This window comes from Tenebrionibacter intestinalis (assembly GCF_016632365.1).
Classification (GTDB): domain Bacteria; phylum Pseudomonadota; class Gammaproteobacteria; order Enterobacterales; family Enterobacteriaceae; genus Tenebrionibacter; species Tenebrionibacter intestinalis.
On record NZ_JAEPBH010000038.1, the window covers coordinates 1 to 18,094 of the forward strand.

Annotated in this window: 22 protein-coding genes and 1 pseudogene; 16 read left to right on the forward strand and 7 right to left on the reverse strand. The window is 55.3% G+C overall.

Annotated elements, in window-relative coordinates; all coding sequences use genetic code 11:
- Positions 1 to 69 precede the first annotated feature (69 nt).
- The 3 genes from rpmG to radC all read right to left on the reverse strand — a co-directional run bounded on the left by rpmG (position 70) and on the right by radC (position 1,364).
- Positions 70 to 237: a 50S ribosomal protein L33 gene (rpmG, locus tag JJB97_RS13845; protein WP_013094893.1), complete on the reverse strand. Its 168-nt coding sequence runs from the start codon at positions 235 to 237 to the stop codon at positions 70 to 72.
- A gap of 13 nt (positions 238 to 250) precedes the next feature.
- On the reverse strand, positions 251 to 487 hold the full coding sequence (gene rpmB, locus JJB97_RS13850) for a 50S ribosomal protein L28 (protein WP_013511031.1): 237 nt from the start codon (positions 485 to 487) through the stop codon (positions 251 to 253).
- Between the two features lie 211 nt (positions 488 to 698).
- A complete protein-coding gene (gene radC / locus JJB97_RS13855; protein WP_238714584.1) occupies positions 699 to 1,364 on the reverse strand; it encodes a RadC family protein in 666 nt (221 codons plus the stop codon).
- A gap of 168 nt (positions 1,365 to 1,532) precedes the next feature.
- Here radC and coaBC point away from each other — a divergent pair, with 168 nt between their 5' ends.
- The 3 genes from coaBC to slmA all read left to right on the forward strand — a co-directional run bounded on the left by coaBC (position 1,533) and on the right by slmA (position 3,893).
- Positions 1,533 to 2,744, forward strand: a complete 1,212-nt coding sequence (gene coaBC, locus JJB97_RS13860) for a bifunctional phosphopantothenoylcysteine decarboxylase/phosphopantothenate--cysteine ligase CoaBC (RefSeq protein ID WP_238714585.1) — start codon at positions 1,533 to 1,535, stop codon at positions 2,742 to 2,744.
- A complete protein-coding gene (dut, locus tag JJB97_RS13865) occupies positions 2,722 to 3,180 on the forward strand; it encodes a dUTP diphosphatase (protein ID WP_238714586.1) in 459 nt (152 codons plus the stop codon). The genes coaBC and dut overlap by 23 nt, the downstream gene beginning before the upstream one ends.
- A gap of 116 nt (positions 3,181 to 3,296) precedes the next feature.
- Positions 3,297 to 3,893 carry a nucleoid occlusion factor SlmA gene (slmA, locus tag JJB97_RS13870; protein ID WP_238714587.1) on the forward strand — a complete coding sequence of 199 codons (597 nt, stop codon included), beginning with the start codon at positions 3,297 to 3,299 and terminating at the stop codon, positions 3,891 to 3,893.
- 372 nt (positions 3,894 to 4,265) lie between these two features.
- Here the strand turns inward: slmA and pyrE are convergent, their stop codons facing one another.
- Positions 4,266 to 4,907 (reverse strand): orotate phosphoribosyltransferase, encoded by a 642-nt coding sequence (gene pyrE / locus JJB97_RS13875; RefSeq protein WP_238714588.1) that lies wholly within the window; start codon positions 4,905 to 4,907, stop codon positions 4,266 to 4,268.
- A 98-nt stretch (positions 4,908 to 5,005) separates the two neighbouring features.
- On the reverse strand, positions 5,006 to 5,722 hold the full coding sequence (rph, locus tag JJB97_RS13880; RefSeq protein ID WP_238714589.1) for a ribonuclease PH: 717 nt from the start codon (positions 5,720 to 5,722) through the stop codon (positions 5,006 to 5,008).
- Positions 5,723 to 5,846: 124 nt separating this feature from the next.
- Here rph and JJB97_RS13885 point away from each other — a divergent pair, with 124 nt between their 5' ends.
- The 5 genes from JJB97_RS13885 to JJB97_RS13905 all read left to right on the forward strand — a co-directional run bounded on the left by JJB97_RS13885 (position 5,847) and on the right by JJB97_RS13905 (position 10,401).
- Complete coding sequence (locus JJB97_RS13885; protein WP_238714623.1) at positions 5,847 to 6,710, forward strand: YicC/YloC family endoribonuclease; 864 nt, start codon at positions 5,847 to 5,849, stop codon at positions 6,708 to 6,710.
- Positions 6,711 to 6,898: 188 nt separating this feature from the next.
- Positions 6,899 to 8,155 carry a tyrosine-type recombinase/integrase gene (locus JJB97_RS13890; RefSeq protein WP_238714590.1) on the forward strand — a complete coding sequence of 419 codons (1,257 nt, stop codon included), beginning with the start codon at positions 6,899 to 6,901 and terminating at the stop codon, positions 8,153 to 8,155.
- A 106-nt stretch (positions 8,156 to 8,261) separates the two neighbouring features.
- Positions 8,262 to 9,176, forward strand: coding sequence for a hypothetical protein (locus JJB97_RS13895; protein WP_238714591.1), 915 nt, complete (start codon positions 8,262 to 8,264; stop codon positions 9,174 to 9,176).
- A 171-nt stretch (positions 9,177 to 9,347) separates the two neighbouring features.
- On the forward strand, positions 9,348 to 9,545 hold the full coding sequence (locus tag JJB97_RS13900; protein WP_238714592.1) for a helix-turn-helix transcriptional regulator: 198 nt from the start codon (positions 9,348 to 9,350) through the stop codon (positions 9,543 to 9,545).
- Between the two features lie 19 nt (positions 9,546 to 9,564).
- Positions 9,565 to 10,401 (forward strand): antA/AntB antirepressor family protein, encoded by an 837-nt coding sequence (locus JJB97_RS13905; RefSeq protein ID WP_238714593.1) that lies wholly within the window; start codon positions 9,565 to 9,567, stop codon positions 10,399 to 10,401.
- 96 nt (positions 10,402 to 10,497) lie between these two features.
- On the opposite strand, the gene JJB97_RS13910 is transcribed toward JJB97_RS13905, so the two are convergent.
- Positions 10,498 to 10,683: a YlcI/YnfO family protein gene (locus JJB97_RS13910; protein WP_238714594.1), complete on the reverse strand. Its 186-nt coding sequence runs from the start codon at positions 10,681 to 10,683 to the stop codon at positions 10,498 to 10,500.
- 193 nt (positions 10,684 to 10,876) lie between these two features.
- On the opposite strand from JJB97_RS13910, the gene JJB97_RS13915 reads away from it, so the two are divergent.
- The 7 genes from JJB97_RS13915 (at position 10,877) to JJB97_RS13940 (ending at position 15,809) form a co-directional block, all read left to right on the forward strand.
- Positions 10,877 to 11,077, forward strand: coding sequence for a host cell division inhibitor Icd-like protein (locus JJB97_RS13915; RefSeq protein WP_238714595.1), 201 nt, complete (start codon positions 10,877 to 10,879; stop codon positions 11,075 to 11,077).
- Entirely contained in the window at positions 11,070 to 11,390 is a 321-nt protein-coding gene (locus JJB97_RS13920) for a hypothetical protein (protein ID WP_238714596.1), read from the forward strand. The genes JJB97_RS13915 and JJB97_RS13920 overlap by 8 nt, the downstream gene beginning before the upstream one ends.
- Positions 11,383 to 11,694, forward strand: a complete 312-nt coding sequence (locus JJB97_RS13925) for a hypothetical protein (protein WP_238714597.1) — start codon at positions 11,383 to 11,385, stop codon at positions 11,692 to 11,694. Before JJB97_RS13920 ends, JJB97_RS13925 begins: the two co-directional genes overlap by 8 nt.
- Positions 11,691 to 12,731 carry a toprim domain-containing protein gene (locus JJB97_RS13930; protein WP_238714599.1) on the forward strand — a complete coding sequence of 347 codons (1,041 nt, stop codon included), beginning with the start codon at positions 11,691 to 11,693 and terminating at the stop codon, positions 12,729 to 12,731. Before JJB97_RS13925 ends, JJB97_RS13930 begins: the two co-directional genes overlap by 4 nt.
- On the forward strand, positions 12,715 to 13,197 hold the full coding sequence (locus tag JJB97_RS18580; protein WP_263457970.1) for a DUF927 domain-containing protein: 483 nt from the start codon (positions 12,715 to 12,717) through the stop codon (positions 13,195 to 13,197). Before JJB97_RS13930 ends, JJB97_RS18580 begins: the two co-directional genes overlap by 17 nt.
- Positions 13,136 to 14,563 (forward strand): DUF927 domain-containing protein, encoded by a 1,428-nt coding sequence (locus tag JJB97_RS13935; protein WP_263457971.1) that lies wholly within the window; start codon positions 13,136 to 13,138, stop codon positions 14,561 to 14,563. The genes JJB97_RS18580 and JJB97_RS13935 overlap by 62 nt, the downstream gene beginning before the upstream one ends.
- 802 nt (positions 14,564 to 15,365) lie before the next feature.
- Positions 15,366 to 15,809, forward strand: a complete 444-nt coding sequence (locus JJB97_RS13940) for a Mor transcription activator family protein (protein WP_238714600.1) — start codon at positions 15,366 to 15,368, stop codon at positions 15,807 to 15,809.
- Between the two features lie 1,112 nt (positions 15,810 to 16,921).
- Here JJB97_RS13940 and JJB97_RS18780 read toward each other — a convergent pair.
- Positions 16,922 to 17,050 (reverse strand): annotated as a pseudogene (locus JJB97_RS18780) (IS630 family transposase); the annotation flags it as partial.
- A gap of 124 nt (positions 17,051 to 17,174) precedes the next feature.
- Between JJB97_RS18780 and fieF the strand changes: the two are divergent.
- On the forward strand, positions 17,175 to 18,086 hold the full coding sequence (fieF, locus tag JJB97_RS13950; RefSeq protein ID WP_238714601.1) for a CDF family cation-efflux transporter FieF: 912 nt from the start codon (positions 17,175 to 17,177) through the stop codon (positions 18,084 to 18,086).
- Positions 18,087 to 18,094 lie beyond the last annotated feature (8 nt).

Here is an 18,094-nt window from a genome sequence, read left to right on the forward strand (position 1 = left end):
TCCTTTTTTACCCGCCCATTACTGGGGATTCCTCAGGGCCTGAGCCGGGTTTTTTGTCATCCACTAAAATTATTTGATTTTAGCTTCTTTGTACATAACGTGCTGACGAACAACCGGATCGAATTTTTTCAGTTCCAGTTTTTCCGGCTTAGTACGCTTGTTCTTGGTGGTCGTGTAGAAGTGACCCGTACCGGCAGAAGAAACCAGCTTGATCTTCTCGCGAATACCTTTAGCCATGATTCAGTTCCTCTTAGTACTTCTCGCCGCGAGCACGGATTTCCGCCAGAACGGTATCAATGCCTTTTTTATCGATTACACGCATACCTTTAGCAGATACACGCAGGGTGACGAAACGCTTCTCGCTCTCAACCCAGAAACGGTGAGAGTGCAGGTTCGGCAGGAAACGGCGTTTAGTCGCGTTCAGTGCGTGGGAACGGTTATTACCGGTCACCGGACGCTTGCCAGTAACTTGGCAGACTCGTGACATGTCTATTCTCCAAAAATCAAATTAGCTCGAGCTTCGTATAGGGTTTTAGCAGCCTCGTCAGGCCTGCTGGCCTGGTCCTGCGGTTCAGATGAACACGTGATGCCAGGCCCACGCTAAACCCGAGATTCTCAAAGGTGGCGTAGTATACGCTGTGTAAGAGATGTGCTCAAGTCCCGAACAGGTAAAGATCCAAAGGATCGCGCGATCTGCTTTAAATCCACCCACGTTCTGCAAAAGAAACCACCTCGCCGTGGCCAATGACCAGATGATCGAGCACGCGGATATCCATAAGGCGGCAGCATTTTATGATACGTTCCGTTAATAAACGGTCGGACTTACTGGGCTCGGCAAAACCGGATGGATGATTGTGCGCAACAATCACCGCAGCGGCATTAAGCCGCATTGCCTCTCGCACAATCTCCCGCGGATGGACCTCTACCTGGGTAAGCGTGCCGGTAAACATACGGCTGTGGCGAATAATTTTATTTTGATTATCAAGGAAGATCGCCATAAACGTTTCCCTTTCTTCTTCCGCTAACTGATGCTGTAAAAATTCCCGCGTCATCTGCGGACTAAGTAGCGCCTGCCTTTCCATGCTGCACGAAAGGTGATAACGGCGGCTCAATTCAGCAATAGCGTTCAACTGCGCATATTTGGCCGGCCCGATACCGCCCACGGTATAAAAATCCGCTAATTCAGCCTTCAGCAAGGCACGCAGTGAACCAAAATGCTGTAGAAGCTGTTTTGCCAATAGCAGCACCGGAACGCCGGGTTTACCGGTACGTAAAAAAATGGCCAGCAGTTCATCATCTGAAAGCGCCTTTGCGCCAAACTGCAGCAGTTTTTCCCTGGGCCTGAGCGGCAGCTTTTCATCCATCGCAAATACCTGTATATTTTTACAGTTAATATGCCATAACGAATAGCGCCGGGGGAACAAAAAAACGGCAAGCTGCGGCATGCTTCGCAAACTGCTCTTTCTGTGCCTGCCAACTGACTATGGTAAAATCACATATTTGCGCCGACTGAAATACAGGAGCACAAACGAATGGGGCTTTCCGGTAAAAAAATCGTGCTGGGCGTAAGCGGCGGCATTGCAGCCTATAAAACGCCCGATCTGGTGCGTCGCTTACGCGAACGCGGCGCGCAAGTGCGCGTGGCGATGACTGAGGCAGCAAAAGCGTTTATTACGCCAATGAGTTTACAGGCGGTTACCGGTTATCCGGTTTCCGACAGCTTGCTTGATCCCGCCGCTGAAGCGGCAATGGGCCATATTGAGTTGGGCAAATGGGCCGATCTGGTGATCCTGGCGCCGGCCACAGCCGATCTTATCGCCCGTCTCGCAGCAGGAATGGCTAATGATATAGTCACTACGCTCTGTCTTGCCACATCGGCTCCCGTCGCCGTTGTTCCCGCCATGAATCAGCAGATGTATCGCGCCGGCGCAACGCAGCACAATCTCAGCGTGCTGGCAGCCCGCAATATTGCGCTCTGGGGGCCGGATAGCGGCAGCCAGGCCTGCGGCGATGTCGGTCCTGGCAGGATGCTTGATCCGCTGGCTATCGTGGCGCTGGCAGAGCAGCATTTTTCTCCTGTTAAAGATCTGCAACATTTGAATATTATGATTACCGCAGGCCCAACGCGTGAACCGCTGGATCCCGTGCGCTATATCACCAATCATAGCTCGGGCAAAATGGGCTATGCCATTGCCGCAGCCGCTGCGCGCCGTGGAGCGAAAGTCACGCTGGTTTCCGGCCCGGTTGAGCTTTCTACGCCCGACCGGGTGCGACGTATCGACGTTACAACGGCTCTGGAGATGGAAACCGCCGTGCAGCAACACGCGCGGCAGCAGCATATCTTTATCGGTTGCGCCGCAGTGGCAGACTATCGTGCTGCCGTCATCGCCGACGAAAAAATTAAAAAACAAGGCGATGAATTAATAATAAAAATGGTAAAAAACCCCGATATTATTTCTGGCGTCGCTGCGATAAAAACTCACCGTCCTTATGTTGTCGGGTTTGCCGCCGAAACAAATAATGTGGAAGAATATGCCCGGCAAAAACGCGTGAGAAAAAATCTCGACCTGATTTGCGCAAACGATGTTTCCATAGAAAATCAGGGATTTAACAGCGACAATAACGCACTGCACCTTTTCTGGCAGGAAGGAGATAAAATCTTACCATGTGAGCGTAAGTCCCTTCTTGGCCAAATTTTACTTGACGAGATCATTACCCGTTATGATGAAAAAAATCGACGTTAAGATTCTGGACCCGCGCGTCGGCCAGCAATTTCCGCTGCCTACCTATGCCACTGCAGGCTCCGCGGGTCTCGATCTGCGCGCCTGTCTGGATGAAGCCATCGCGCTGGCGCCAGGCGCAACCACGCTGTTGCCAACCGGCCTGGCTATTCATATTGCTGATGCGTCACTTGCCGCCGTCATTCTGCCGCGCTCTGGGCTTGGGCATAAACATGGCGTAGTGCTTGGCAACCTTGTCGGGCTTATTGATTCTGATTATCAGGGGCAGCTCATGGTATCCGTCTGGAATCGCGGCCAGGATAGCTTCACCATCGAGCCAGGCGAGCGCATCGCACAAATGGTATTTGTTCCTGTCGTTCAGGCCGAGTTTAATCTGGTTGAAGATTTTACCGCTACCGATCGCGGTGCAGGCGGTTTTGGTCACTCTGGCCGCCAGTAATTCTGTAACCCATTGCGCGCAGTATTTAGTCGCCTTTTTGTTTACGCAGGCCCCGGGCCTGCCGTTGCTGCGTGAATGCGGTTACCTGATTGAGTATTCCAGGGGTATTTTAAAACATGGCAGAAAAACAGACCGCGAAAAGGAATCGTCGCGAAGAAATACTTCAGTCACTTGCACAAATGCTTGAATCCAGCGACGGGAGCCAGCGTATTACTACCGCAAAGTTGGCAGCGTCGGTGGGCGTTTCTGAAGCCGCGTTGTACCGACATTTTCCAAGCAAAACTAAAATGTTCGACAGCCTGATCGAGTTTATCGAAGATAGCTTAATCACGCGTATCAACCTGATTCTGAAAGACGAGAAAGATACAACTACCCGGCTGCGCCTGATTGCGCAGCTAATTCTGGGCTTTGGCGAGCGTAATCCTGGCCTCACGCGCATTATGACCGGTCACGCGCTGATGTTTGAACAGGATCGTCTTCAGGGGCGCATCAACCAGCTTTTTGAGCGCATTGAGGCCCAGATTCGCCAGGTGCTGCGCGAACGAAAGATGCGCGAAGGCGAAGGCTACAACACCGATGAAACGCTGCTGGCAAGCCAACTGCTTGCTTTCTGTGAAGGTATGCTGTTGCGCTTTGTGCGCAGCGAGTTCCGCTATCGTCCTACCAGCGAATTTGACGCGCGCTGGCCGCTGGTTGCTGCGCAAATGCAGTAATTCACCGCGGCTTTACCACTTTAAACTGGCGATGCGCTCAACGTTCTTCGGGTCGTTGCCAGATTAAAGTCTCTGCGCTTGTGCATTTATTATCCTGATTCAGAACGCGCCACTTCAAAGAAAAAAGATAAATTCTTTTCGCGATAATTTCGTGAAAATTAAGTCGCGCCTGAAATAGCCGGTCCGGATAGCGCGAAGCGGGGCAGGGCGTATGTTTACCTCTTTGGGGAAAACCATCGGCGTATTTCGTCTGCCGAAGCGTCGCAACCGACTGGCGGCGGCCAGCCGGCATTGCGTTTATTCACTTTCCGGGGTGACGCGGGGCGCATATTCCGCTGAGGGAAAGCCGGGAATAGCGCCCGGCTCAGGCTCTCAGACGCCGTACTGCGTGCGATACGCGCGTACTGCCGCCAGATGCTGCGCCATTTCAGGCTTTTCCTCCAGATAGGCGATAAGATCGTTAAGTGCGATGATAGAAATTACTTTGCAACCGTAATCGCGCTCAACTTCCTGAATAGCCGACACATCGCTGCGTCCACGCTCCTGGCGATCCAGAGAAATCAGGACGCCCGCAAGCGTCGCGCCGTGGGCCTGAATGATTTCCATTGACTCACGAATCGCAGTGCCGGCGGTAATCACGTCGTCCACCAGCATAACGCGCCCGGCCAGCGCGCTACCGACCAGATTGCCGCCTTCACCGTGGTCTTTGATTTCTTTACGATTAAAGCAGTACGGAACATCGAGATTGTGATGTTCCGCCAGCGCGACGGCCGTTGTTGTCGCAACAGGAATGCCTTTATAGGCCGGCCCAAATAACAGATCGAAACGGATACCTGAATCCACCAGCGCTTCAGCATAAAAGCGCCCCAGCAGCGCCAGGTCGCGCCCGGTATTAAATAGCCCTGCGTTAAAAAAGTAGGGGCTGACGCGCCCGGACTTCAGCGTAAATTCGCCAAATTTCAGAACCTGTTTGCTGAGCGCAAATTCAATAAACTGGCGCTGATACGGTTTCATGGATGCACTCCTCCGGTTTGACTCATACTTTTAGCTGTTCCTGCCATTTGCAGGCAAACGGCAGGCAAAAAAAAGCGACCCCGGGGCCGCCTGAAAAACTAGACCGCCAGAGCCGCTTTTTGCGACAAGACAATGGATTCAATACCGCCACGGGCTAAATCCAGCAGCTTCAAAAGCTCTTCGTGCGTGAAGGGCTCGCCTTCTGCGGTGCCCTGCACTTCAATGATGCGCCCGTCTTCGGTCATTACCACGTTCATATCCGTTTCTGCTGCAAAATCTTCGATATATTCCAGATCGCACACCGCTTCACCGTTAACGATACCGACCGATACTGCGGCTACCATACCTTTCAGCGGGCTGGCTTTGAGCTTACCGCTGGCGACCAGGCCGTTGAGTGCATCGGCCAACGCCACGCAGGCGCCGGTAATGGATGCCGTGCGGGTACCGCCATCGGCCTGAATCACATCACAGTCAAGCGTAATGGTGTATTCACCCAGCGCTTTCAAATCAACAGCCGCGCGCAGCGCGCGGGCAATAAGGCGCTGGATCTCCATCGTGCGGCCGCCCTGCTTGCCTTTTGCCGCTTCGCGCGCGTTGCGGGTGTGGGTGGAACGCGGCAACATACCGTATTCAGCGGTGATCCACCCCTGCCCCTGGCCTTTGAGAAAACGCGGCACGCTCTCTTCTACGCTTGCGGTACACAGCACTTTCGTTTCACCGAACTCAACCAGTACGGAGCCTTCAGCGTGTTTTGTATAATGACGTGTCAGGGTGATGGGACGCACCTGTTCGGCGCTACGGCCTGATGGACGCATAGGAAAAGCTCCTGCATGAATCGAATGTGGCTGCGCATTATACGGACTTCAGGGCGCTATGCCTATCCTGCCTGCCGCCACGTAGCTATAATCCCTGCATCCGCATCCAATAATGGGTATTACTATGATCCGCAGCATGACCGCCTACGCCCGGCGAGAAATCAAAGGGGCATGGGGCAGCGCCTCCTGGGAATTACGTTCGGTAAACCAACGTTATCTTGAAACTTATTTTCGTATGCCGGAGCAGTTTCGCAGCCTGGAACCCGTGGTTCGCGAGCGGATACGTAACCGCCTGACGCGCGGTAAAGTGGAGTGTAATCTGCGCTTTGAGCCCGATCCGCGCGCCCGTGCCTCACTGCTGCTGAATGAAGAACTGGCGAAACAACTGGTTCAGGCGGCAAACTGGGTGAAGCTCCAGAGCGATGAAGGCGAAATTAATCCGGTCGATATTTTGCGCTGGCCTGGCGTGATGGCCGCGCAAGAGCAGGATCTCGACGCTATTGCAGCGGAGTTGCTTGCCGCGCTGGACGGTACGCTCGATGATTTTATCGTAGCGCGAGAAACGGAAGGGCAGGCCCTCAGGGAGCTGATTGAGCATCGTCTGAAAGCCGTTACGCATGAAGTGGAGAAAGTCCGTGTCCAGCTTCCTGATGTTATTAAATGGCAGCGTGAGCGCCTGATCGCCAAACTGGAAGATGCTGAAGTTCAGTTAGAAAATAACCGGCTTGAGCAGGAGTTGGTTCTCATGGCGCAGCGCCTCGATGTTGCCGAAGAGCTCGATCGCATGGATGCGCATGTTAAAGAAACTTACAACATACTAAAAAAGAAAGAGGCCGTTGGCCGCCGGCTGGATTTCATGATGCAGGAGTTTAATCGCGAGTCGAATACGCTGGCATCCAAATCTATTAATGCTGATATTACTAACTCTGCTATTGAGCTGAAAGTATTAATAGAGCAGATGCGTGAGCAGATTCAAAACGTGGAATAACCTTTCATCCACTCCGAGACACTCCACGCAAAAACGACAAAGCCCCATTCAATGGGGCTTTTTAACTCCTACGCACTCCGATATACTCCGAGACAAGCCAGCAAATATCGTGTACATACACGTGTACTTAATGGTGTTTGTGTACACGCGAGTATGTACACACCCCTATTCAACGTTCAGGTGGGAGCATGGCGAAGTTAACCGATATTCAGATACGGGCATGGATTAAGGCCGGGGAACACTTCGAGGGTCGCGCCGATGGCGGCGGACTGTACCTGTGTTTTCCTACCAGATATAGCGCACCATTCTGGCGCTACCGTTACCGCATTGCAGGCAAGCAGCGAACTATGCTTATTGGCTCTTACTCTGACCTGTCATTGAGCAAAGCCCGCGCCACAGTGAAAGAACTGGCCGCCCATGTGGCGCTGGGGCATGACGTTGCCGGGGAGAAGCAAACCCGGAAAGCGGAAGCGCTGGCGCGAATGGAAGAAGAAAAAAACGCCCTGCGCGTGTCGGATTTGGCGGCGGAATACTTCCAGCGCCAGATACTGCCACGCTGGAAACATCCCGATATTCTCCGCCGTCGCATCGACAAAGATATAAACCCGCACATAGGCAGTCTGAAAGTGGAAGACGTGAAACCCCGGCATATTGACGCGATGCTGCAAAGCATTGTTGCCCGTGGTGCGCCCACCGTCGCTAATGACGTTTTGCGATGGACGAAACGAATTTTTGATTACGCCATCAAGCGCCACGCGCTGGAAACAAACCCGGCTGGGGCATTTGAATTGTCTGATGCTGGCGGGCAGGAAAACAGCCGGGAGCGCTGGTTGTCCCGTGACGAGCTTATCCAGTTCTTTCAGGCTATGCGCATGGCTAAGGGGTTCAGCCGTGAGAATGAACTCACCATGAAGCTGATACTTTGCCTCTGCTGCCGCAAGATGGAACTATGCGGCGCACCGTGGGCCGAATTTGATTTAGATGAAGCCATCTGGCGATTGCCAGCAGAACGCGCCAAAAACGGCGACGCGATTGATATACCGTTACCACCACCAGCAGTGGAATGGCTGCGAGAACTGCACAGCATTTCAGGCGGAAGTAATTGGGTATTGCCAGCCCGCAAAATGCAGCACCGCATGATTCCCCATATTCAGGAAAGCACCCTGCCTGTAGCTCTGGCGAAGGTTCGCCGGGAAATGCCGGGCGTTCAGACATTCACCGTCCACGACTTCCGGCGCACTGCCCGCACCCATCTGGCCGCGCTGGGCGTTGACCCTGTGGTAGCAGAGCGCTGCCTCAATCACCGCATAAGGGGTGTGGAAGGGATTTATAACCGCCACCAGTATTTTGATGAACGCCGGGCCGCTCTGGAATTGTGGGCCGGGCTGCTGGTGGCGCTGGAGCAGGGCGCAGAATACAACGTAACCCCAATCAGGAAAGCATAAAGCAATCACGGAACCCTGCCGGGGATAGCGCGACGGCGTGAAAAGCGGAAAACCTTACCGCCTGCCCCGGCCCCTTTTTAAGGTAGCGTTAAAGGTAACGTTAATTATGAATGAAACCACTTACCAGATTGATATTGCCGCTGAAATGCTAGGTTGCCAGCAAAAGAAAATATTGTCCGAATGGGCGAAAGGGACGATACAAATCGTTCTGAATTTCGGAGATAAAACAGAAAGTGAACGGGCTAAACTGCTTATTGATTCCAGCACCCAACCCAATAGCAAAGACTTTTTTAGCCGCTTCCCCGGCCAGCGCCCGCACTTCTCTTTTGACTCAACACCACTTTCGCCGGAGGTTCAACGGCGAAACAGAGAAATTGAAACAGAAGTGCGGCGGGAGCTATTGCGCCAGCAAGGGCAATCAGGCTTCAACATTTCCCACAATCAGCGAGAGAGGGCGGAAATGTTGGAGGGCGGAGTTATTGAAACTGAAGCATATATTTTTGGTCTATGGTGTGTCGCTTATGACGACTATAGCCGTCAACAGGTTCAGAGCAGCTTCTCTATGACCCCTTATCCGGTGAGCGTCACCCCTGACGGTGTTACTGCCATCTATACCCCCTCCAGCTATGAAAAAGATTACACGCTGGCGAAAAAGAATTTGCGCATCACCGAATCAGGCATGGCCGTTATGCGTAAATTGCTCGCCAATCGCCCCGGACGCCAACAGGTTCGGCCAGTGCTGGAAGAATTAACTGAGCAGCCCAAATCACATGGCGGCATTGAGCGATTCGCGCTGGAGCGTGAAAAGATTTTGGCGGCGGCTCTGTACGTTGCACGCCATTTTCCAAAGGAGGTGGGGAAGTCCTTTAAATCCCACGCAGAGGCCATAGCAAAGCATGGTTATATTTTCTGGCAAAATGAGCCTGCCCCAGATGCAGGCAGAATAGCAAAAATGCTTTCTGATGCCGCCAGACCTCCGAGCGAGTGGAAAATTTTAGGCGGAAATGCAAAATCAAAATGACAGCAAATTGAACGAAATTTAAGCCATTAAAAGTATCTTTAAACGAATTTCGCTGCATTATTTGAAATTCCCGCACATATAAAAAATGGCAACTAAATTAGTTGCCATTTACTTTTCATTCTTACCCGCCTAGTCTCCTCACAACACCTAACGACTGTCAGAGACAAGACGATGGACACCTTACCCAAATCCGGTTATATGCGCCCCACTCAGGTTATGAGCCACTTCCAAATCAGCGAGTCCACGCTGTGGAACTGGGTCAAAAAGGGCAAATTTCCAAAGCCTGAAAAATTCAGTAATGGCGTTAGCCGCTTTGACGTTGCCGCCATTCGCGCATGGCTGACCAGCCAGAAAGCCACCAGCAACTAACCACCCGCAGGAACCAACCATGAAAACTTCAAGCAGCCCCTTAACCGGGGCGGGCCGCTCTCACGCCCAAAACAGCCGCAGCCTGATTTTATCGGGTGAATTTGCAGACCTGATTCCGGTTATTCCGGGGCAGATTGGCCGCCATCAAACCAGCGTGGTGAGCGCCCGCGCTTTGCATACTGCGCTGGACGTAGGCCGTGATTTCACCAACTGGATAAAAGGCCGCATTAGCCGTTACCAATTCACCAATGGCGATGACTATTGCACTGTAGAAAATTTGACCTCGCCCGTTTTGGCGAGCACAAAATCTCGCCAGCGGGTGGCGCACGACTACCTTTTGACGCTGGACACCGCCAAAGAAATAGCGATGGTGGAACGCAACGAGCGGGGCCGGGCCATCCGTCGCTATTTCATCCACTGTGAGGAGGAATTGCAGCGCCTTTCCCCTCAGACCGTCAGGGAGCTACGCCACCAGCTTAAAGGCCGGGTGATGGTTGCCAGCTATCACAAGCCGATGTGCGCAGCATTGGCACTACAGCGGGCCACCGCAGGAAAACCAACCCACGGCCACCACTACGCCACAGAGGCCAACCTGATAGCCCGGCTGGTGCTGGATGGTATGACGGCCAGCCAGTGGGCCACAGCCAATAGATTAGCTGGAGATCCACGCGACCACATGAGCGGCGACCAACTGGAGCTAATGGCCTACCTTGAGCAAAGCAACACCACACTGATTGATACCGGGATGGACTACCACCAACGCAAGGAACATCTTGCGCGGCTAGTGGATAAATGGCGGCTCAGAACGAAGGGCGCTGATTCAGCTTCCCCCCTGCCGGAGATCCACCATGATTAATGCGCTCTCCCCATCCGGGCAATACGCGCCCGCTTTCAGGCCATTAAAAAAGGGCGAGGATTGCGCCCCCGCCCTTTGGTTACGTGCCAGTGTGGATTACTCCGCTGGTGTTTCTGACTTCCTGCGACGCTGGCGGCGTTTTATCTCGCCCTTGATGGAGGTAACAACAAAGCTTGCGGTGCTTTCGCCTTCATCTTTAACGCTTTCAAGTTCATCAACCAGTTCAAGAGGAACTCTTGAAACTATTTGTTGTGACTTATTGTTACGTGAACCAGTTGCCATTACTGCCCCCTCTTGCATTAGGTGGCATTCAGTATACGCAAAAAAAGTTATTCATCAAGCGTTGAAGTGGCATTCACTATCATGTAACTTAGTGAATGCCACCTTTGCTGTACTGCAAGGTGAAAATAGCGAAGCCCGGAAGTGCGTCAACACTAACCGGGCCTCTCACCACAACGTAACTGAGGCTTACACTATGGCTGGAACACAGCATACCCAAACTCACCCCAAATATCAGTATCGGTTTATGGCCCTTCTCCGCGCCGATATGACCGCAGCGCCCTGCCGCCTGACCATAGAGGCCACCAGTGAGCAGGAAGCCCGCCAGCGGCTATCCGGGCGTTATATCCTCTCGTTTGCTGGCTGCATCCCTGCTCAGGAGGTGCGCCATGTATAAACCCGCCCCGATTAATCATCACTGCATCCAAGACGTGTTAAGCCATGCAATGGACAACATCCCCACCGATGCGGGCCGCTGGGGTCTGCGCTGTGATGCGGAGTGCAGCCGAGATGCCCTGCTGGATGTGCTGTTATTCATCGGCACCGCAATGCAGGATTGCACCGCCACCAGCACACCGCACCCGTTCAGCGAGGCGGATTTGCACCGCCTCAGCGGCTTTCTGCTCTGCGCCCCTGCCCTTATCCGGGGTATGAATGCTGTCATTGAGTCCTACGAGGAACCCGCCAGCGAGGAGGCCCGCCATGTGTGACATGTACAACACCGAAATCCCGGCCCTGCTGGTGGCCGCCATCAATGCCGCCGATAAACACGACGCTGAACGCCTGTTTGACGATGCCGATTTTTGCGGGCGCAAGCTGCTGGAAGGGCTGATTAGCACCGGGCGCTTGCTGTCCGGCATGGGCGACGGCGTGGATCCACATATGAATGAGCTTCGCAGTCTGGGGGATTCCATCGCCGTGACTGCCGAACTGGTGGCCGGGTTTAGTGAGGTGGTGGAGGCGTACCGCCTGCGCGTTGCGCGGGGCGAAATCAGCGGGAGGGGCCAGCCATGAACGATATTGCCGTAATCAACGCCATACGCAGCGTGGCCACTGCTGCCGCGCAGGCTGCTGAAATCCTCGTGCCGGAGTGGCTCCCGGAGGGCCGCAGGCAGGGCGCGGAATGGGTGTGCCGCAATCCCACCCGCGCAGACCGCCACGCCGGGAGTTTTTCCGCTTCTCTGGTGGATGGCTGCTGGCATGACTTTGCCACGGGCGACGGCGGCGGCGACCTTGTGTCGCTGGGTGCGTACCTGTGGAACGTGCGCCAGACCGATGCGGCCCGCATTGTGGCGGACAGGCTGGGTCTGTGCCTGCCCGCGCTGGGTAAACCGGATGTGATGAACCCTGAGCAACGGGAAGCGCAGCGGGCGCGGCTGGAGGCCGCAGAGGCAGAGGCCGCACGCCTGCGCCAGCGGGAGCAACAGCAGCGCCAGTGCCGTCAGCGCCTGACCGCCTGCCGGGCGTTTGAGCTTATGAGTGATGCAATGACGGCCAACCCGCGCCATCCGTATCTGACCGCCAAACGCCTGCAACCGCATGGCCTGTATCAGTCCGGTACTGATTTGCTGGTGCCGCTGCATAACGTGTGCGGCGAACTGGTGAACGTGCAGACCATCGGCCCGGATGGCAGAAAGCTGTTTTTGCGTGACGGACAGGTGCAGGGTGCTTTCCATCCGCTGGGGGATTTTGACCTGATGAACCCGGACGCCCCGCCGCATGACGTGTACGTGTGTGAGGGCTGGGCCACCGGGGCCGCCCTGCTCCAGTTCTGGGATGTACAGGCAGTGGTGTGCGCCATGAACGCCGGGAACCTAAAGCATGTGGCGCTGGCGATGCGTGAGCGATACGGCTCCGGGATTCGTCTGGTGATTGCCGGGGATGATGACCGGGCATCGAAAGACAACCCCGGAGACAGGGCCGCCAATGAGGCGGCTTATCTGGCCGGGTGCATGGTGATTGTCCCTGAATGGCCGCCCGGCGCTCCCGTCGAACTGTCCGATTTTAACGACCTGATGATATGGACGATGGAACATGAGCCAGACGCCTGACAGCGCACAGAAGAAAGCCACCACGGGGCCGCGCAAGCCGCCCCGCAAAAAATACCCGAAGGTTAACCCGGCACGTCCGGGTCATGCCATGCACGCGCAGTACGTCCAGTTAGCCGACAGCGGCCAGATACTCAAACCGGGGCTTTACTGGCACGGCGTGCGCGATTCCACCAACACCGATACACACATTTGCTCCCCGCTGGAAGTTATCGCCATGACCAGCGACGACAAAGGCGAGAATTACGGGCGACTGCTGCGCTTCCTCACTCCGCGCGGCGAGTGGCGCGAATGGGCGGCCCCCATGAATATGCTGGCAGGTGATGGCGGCGAACTCCGCGCCGAACTGCTGCGCATGGGGGGTGACGATTCCACAGAAACAGCGTCAGGCGCTGACAGATTACCTGATGGAATCAACCCCCAAACGCCACGCGCTGGCCGCCACGGCCACGGGCTGGCACTCCCCTGATTTGTTCGTGATGCCGGGCGGCATTATCGGTACGGGCGACGTGGTATTTCAGTCCACAGAGGCAGGCTCACAGGAGTACACCACCGCAGGCACGCCGGAGGGCTGGCGCGACAGCGTGGCCGCCCTGTGCCGGGGTAATCCCGTGCCGATGATGGCGGTATGCGCAGCGCTGGCCGGGCCGCTGCTGTGGCTGCTGGACGTGGACAGCGGCGGATTCCATTTCGTGGGCGACAGTTCCAGCGGTAAAAGCGTGGGCGCACTGGTGGCCTGTGGCGTCTGGGGCGAACCGCGCAATTTTAAACGCAACTGGAACGCCACCAGTACCGGGCTGGAAGGGCTGGCGACCATGCGCAACGATACCGCGCTGATACTGGACGAAATCGGCGAAGCCCCGGCCAAAGATATTGGCGGGCTGATTTACCAGTTAGGCAACGGCACAGGCCGCCAGCGCGGCAAGGTGTCCGGCATGGCCCGCCCGGTCAACGTGTGGCGCACCATCCTGATTTCCACCGGGGAAATGACGCTGGGTAAACATATGGAAAGCGGCGGCCAGCGCATCAAGGCCGGGCAGGAAATGCGCCTGCTGGATATTCCGGCGCAACGTCTTTACGGGGCGTTTGATTATCTCCACGGCATGGAACTGCCGCACAACCCGGACAACGAAGCGGAGCGCCGGGGCGCGGGCCGCAAATACGCTGAAACCCTGCGCGGCAATGCATCCAGCCATTACGGCCACGCCGGGCCGGAGTTTGTACGCTGGCTTATCTCCCGCAGCCAGACCAGCACCACCAGCGGTAACGGTGACGGCCAGACGCTGGCGGACATGTTCGCCCTGCTGCGCGAACAGTTCCCGGTCAGCACCGGGCAGGAGGCCCGCGCCGCTGCCCGCTTCACCCTGTGCGCACTGGCGGGCGAAATGGCGATAACGGCGGGGATTCTGCCGTGGCCGCAGGGCGATGCGCTGGCCGCCGTGCGGGCCATGTTTGAGTCGTGGGCGGAATACCGGGGCCGGGGCCAGTCGGAGGACATGAAGATACTCCGCGCCGTGGCCGGGTTTATCGCCCGTCATGCGTCACGCTTTGAGGGAACCGGGCTGCATGGCGAGGCGGTAAACAACCGCGCCGGGTGGTGGAAACAGGACAACAACGGCGGGCGGGTGTACTGGTTTTTACAGGATGCACTGTGCGAAGCGGCCAGCGGCTATGACCTGAAACGCATTGCGGCCAGTCTGGACGACGCGGGCGCAATTGCTGACCGTGACGCAGACGGGCGGCGGCGCTTTACCAAACGTGTATCGGTGAACGGGGAAAAGCACCGGGTTTACGTTATCAGTCAGAGCGCATTGTTATGCGCCATTGATGAATAAATCAGAAAAAATACGTTTACGGAAAATCAAAAAGTGGTGGGACTGGTGGGAACTGTGGGAACCGCTACAAATAAAAATAATATAAAACAATAAATAACAAATAAAACACCTTCTTTTTACCCTCGTTTTTTGGTGGGAACTCAGTGGGAACCGGTGGGAACCGCAGCGCACAAATAATAGCCGGAGCGGTTCCCACAAAAGAGGCGTGCGGGAACTGGTGGGAACCGCTGAAACCCACGCGGCTCTAGGCGGTTCCCACAGTTCCCACCAGTCCCACCACTTTACACAATATCGCGCATCGCTGTTTAGCCTGCACCAGAACCACGAAAACACAGACAGGGTGCGGCTCACGGGCTGATTTCAGGGTAAAAAGTAGCGAAACCACGAAAACACAGAAAATTAGCACACAGGCCAGACACTGCAAGGATTGCGGAGGATTTTCAACACATGCGCAAAAGTGTGCATTTTTGCAGAAAAACGCACTTTTCTGGCAGCAAAAACACGCGAAGCCAGACACGGCGCGGGATGCAGCCACATTCACACAGGAAAACCCAGGCATTAATGCAGGCATAAAAGGCCCGCAGGCCGCACCAGCAAAGGGATTACTGTTAAACAGAATGCAAAAACCGGAAAAACACGGCGTAAAACACCGAAAACAACTCTTTGCGGAGATAAATTTATGCAGCATACATGCATATCACCAGCACACCACCGCCGCCCCGGTCTGGTGCTGAACACTCCCCACCCTTCGGGCCGCCCGTTTGCGGCTACCGTCACCGCATTTAGCCGGAGGGAATTTTTCATGAGCACCATTACAGACTGTGAAGCGCAGCGTTTGCCGGAAACCATGCATGAATTAATTCGCGTGCTGGGATATGACGCGGCCATGCGGCTGGCGGAGGCATTTGGCGGTTCGACGCTATCAGGCAAAACAGGCGCAGCAAAGGAGCGCACGGGCGGCGTGCATCGCCTGCTGGAAAGCGTACTGACCCGTGACGAAATCAAACGGCTGATTGCATGGGCTGGCGGCGCTGCACTCTATATCCCGCGCTGTGATGCAGCGGTCAGGGTGCGGCGCAATGCCCGTTTTACCGATGATTACAACCGCCTGCTGGGTGAGGGATGTTCAGGACGCAGCGCAATGGCGCAGTTATGCCCGCGCTACGGATTCAGTGACCGCTACGGATGGGAGCTTATGCGCCGCTGGCGTGAAAACAACGCCCGCCCCGGAAACCAGAACGCATGACACGCCCGCTCATGCTGCCGGATGAGGTGTGCGCATTTATCCGCTCACTACCTGCCCCGCCCGCCGTCACGCCACCCGCCCACGGTGGCACATGGCCGGAGCCAGACGACCACGGCGACACCACTATGGGGCCGCAGGCATACCCGCCGCCTCCGGCGTGGCTGTCCGCCCGTGATGCGTATATCAGCCACGTGATGGCCTGCCCGCTTTGCGTCACCAGTGGGCCGAAAGTCCCGCGCCACTGCCCGGAGGGTGCCACCCTGCGCCAGCGGTACGTCAGCACACCATACGACCATAACCAGACCTGACCGCGCCAGCGGCCCGCAGCAGAGATAAACCGCCACCGGGCAGGCATACACCCACCAAAAGCACAGAAACGCTTACAGCGCGTTTTAAACGGCCTTTAAACGGGGTGAGTGATGCCGGGATTAACCGGGAGCGGGCGGGATTACGCGGGCGGATTTCGAATAATAGCGGGTCTGGCCGGGTTTCAGCGAATCACCCACAGCACCCCGGCACCATTGTGCCTGGCTAAAGCTGGGTGCTTTGCCGCTGGCAGGTGGGGTGCAAATCATTTTCTGATGCGGATTGTTGGCTCGCAAGCCAGACACAGCAAGGGAGGCAGCCCATAAACTGGCCCGGTCAGAATGATTTTTTCTGCGCAAAAGTAATCAAATCCTGCACGAGAATGATTTCAGACTGGATGCAAATGGGCGAATAATGATTTTGGCTGGCATTTTTTAAAGCTGGTTTAAAACGTGTTTAATGCCCGTTTTGCCGAGCACCCTAAAATGATGTGTACCTATGCGTGTACTTACAGCAAAAACAGAATGTGAGCACACCAGTAACAGAAAGGCATTAACGCCACCACTCAACATTCAGATTCATTACGCGCGCTCTTAGAGTCTCGCTAAGTCGCCTCCGGACTTAAAGGCTGTTTAAATCATGGTTTTTTTGTTTTATACCGTCTCATAGCGTATCACTACAGCGCGTGTTCAGCGTGTACTTAAAACAGTTACGCCCCTCTGATAATGAGAACCGGAGAAAACAAGCCCGGACGGCACTCGCGGCAAACATTTTCGGCAGGTGGCGGTCTTGTGCCTGTCTGTACGCCAGCGTCCGATGAATGAACGCGCGCAGGCCGCTGACGCGGCGCAGCAAAGCGGGCTGCCGTGTGTTTTATGGATTGCTTGCTGCATCAGGCGTCGTCCGGCACGGGAAATTGGTGCTATGATCGGCATCGCTCAGCCTGAACTGGTGATTTGATATGGCGATGGATCAGTTAGCGCAAATTGGGCTGAGCTCCCTTCAGGCGATCGACGATTCGGCGCTGCTCATTAGCCGCAGGATATCCGGGGAGTATTTATGAATCAACAGTACGGGCGGCTGGTGAGCCGGGCGGCGATTGCGGCTACGGTGATGGCCTCGTTGCTGCTGCTCATTAAAATTGCCGCATGGTGGTATACGGGGTCTGTCAGTATTCTGGCGTCACTGGTGGATTCGCTGGTGGATATTGGCGCCTCGCTAACGAATTTACTCGTTGTGCGTTATTCGCTTCAGCCGGCCGACGAAAAACATACGTTTGGACACGGGAAGGCAGAGTCGCTGGCGGCGCTGGCGCAAAGTATGTTTATTTCCGGATCTGCGCTATTCCTGCTGTTGACCGGTATTCAGCATTTGGCGCGCCCGGAGCCGCTTAATCAGCCTGATATTGGCGTTATTGTTACGCTGGTGGCGCTTTTCAGTACGCTGGCGCTGGTGACGTTTCAGCGTTGGGTGGTACGAAAAACCCACAGCCAGGCTGTGCGTGCGGATATGTTGCACTATCAGTCCGATGTTATGATGAATGGCGCAATTCTCGTTGCGCTGCTGTTGACCCGTTTTGGCTGGCAGCGTGCGGATTCCCTTTTTGCTCTTGGAATTGGCATCTATATTTTATATAGCGCGTTGCGTATGGGTTATGAAGCCGTTCAGTCGTTGCTTGACCGTGCTCTGCCGGACGAAGAGCAGGAGGCGATTGTGGATATTGCTACCTCATGGCCGGGGGTTCAGGGGGCGCACGATTTCAGAACGCGCCAGTCAGGGCCGACTCGCTTTATTCAGTTGCATCTCGAAATGGAAGACCACTTACCGCTTGTTCAGGCACATGCGATCGCCGACAGGGTAGAGCAGGCGATTTTGCAGCGCTTTCCTGGTTCGGATGTGATTATTCATCAGGATCCCTGCTCGGTCGTGCCGTCATATTCAGCGGTAAAAGCAAGCGACAACGGCGGCTAAAAAGGCAA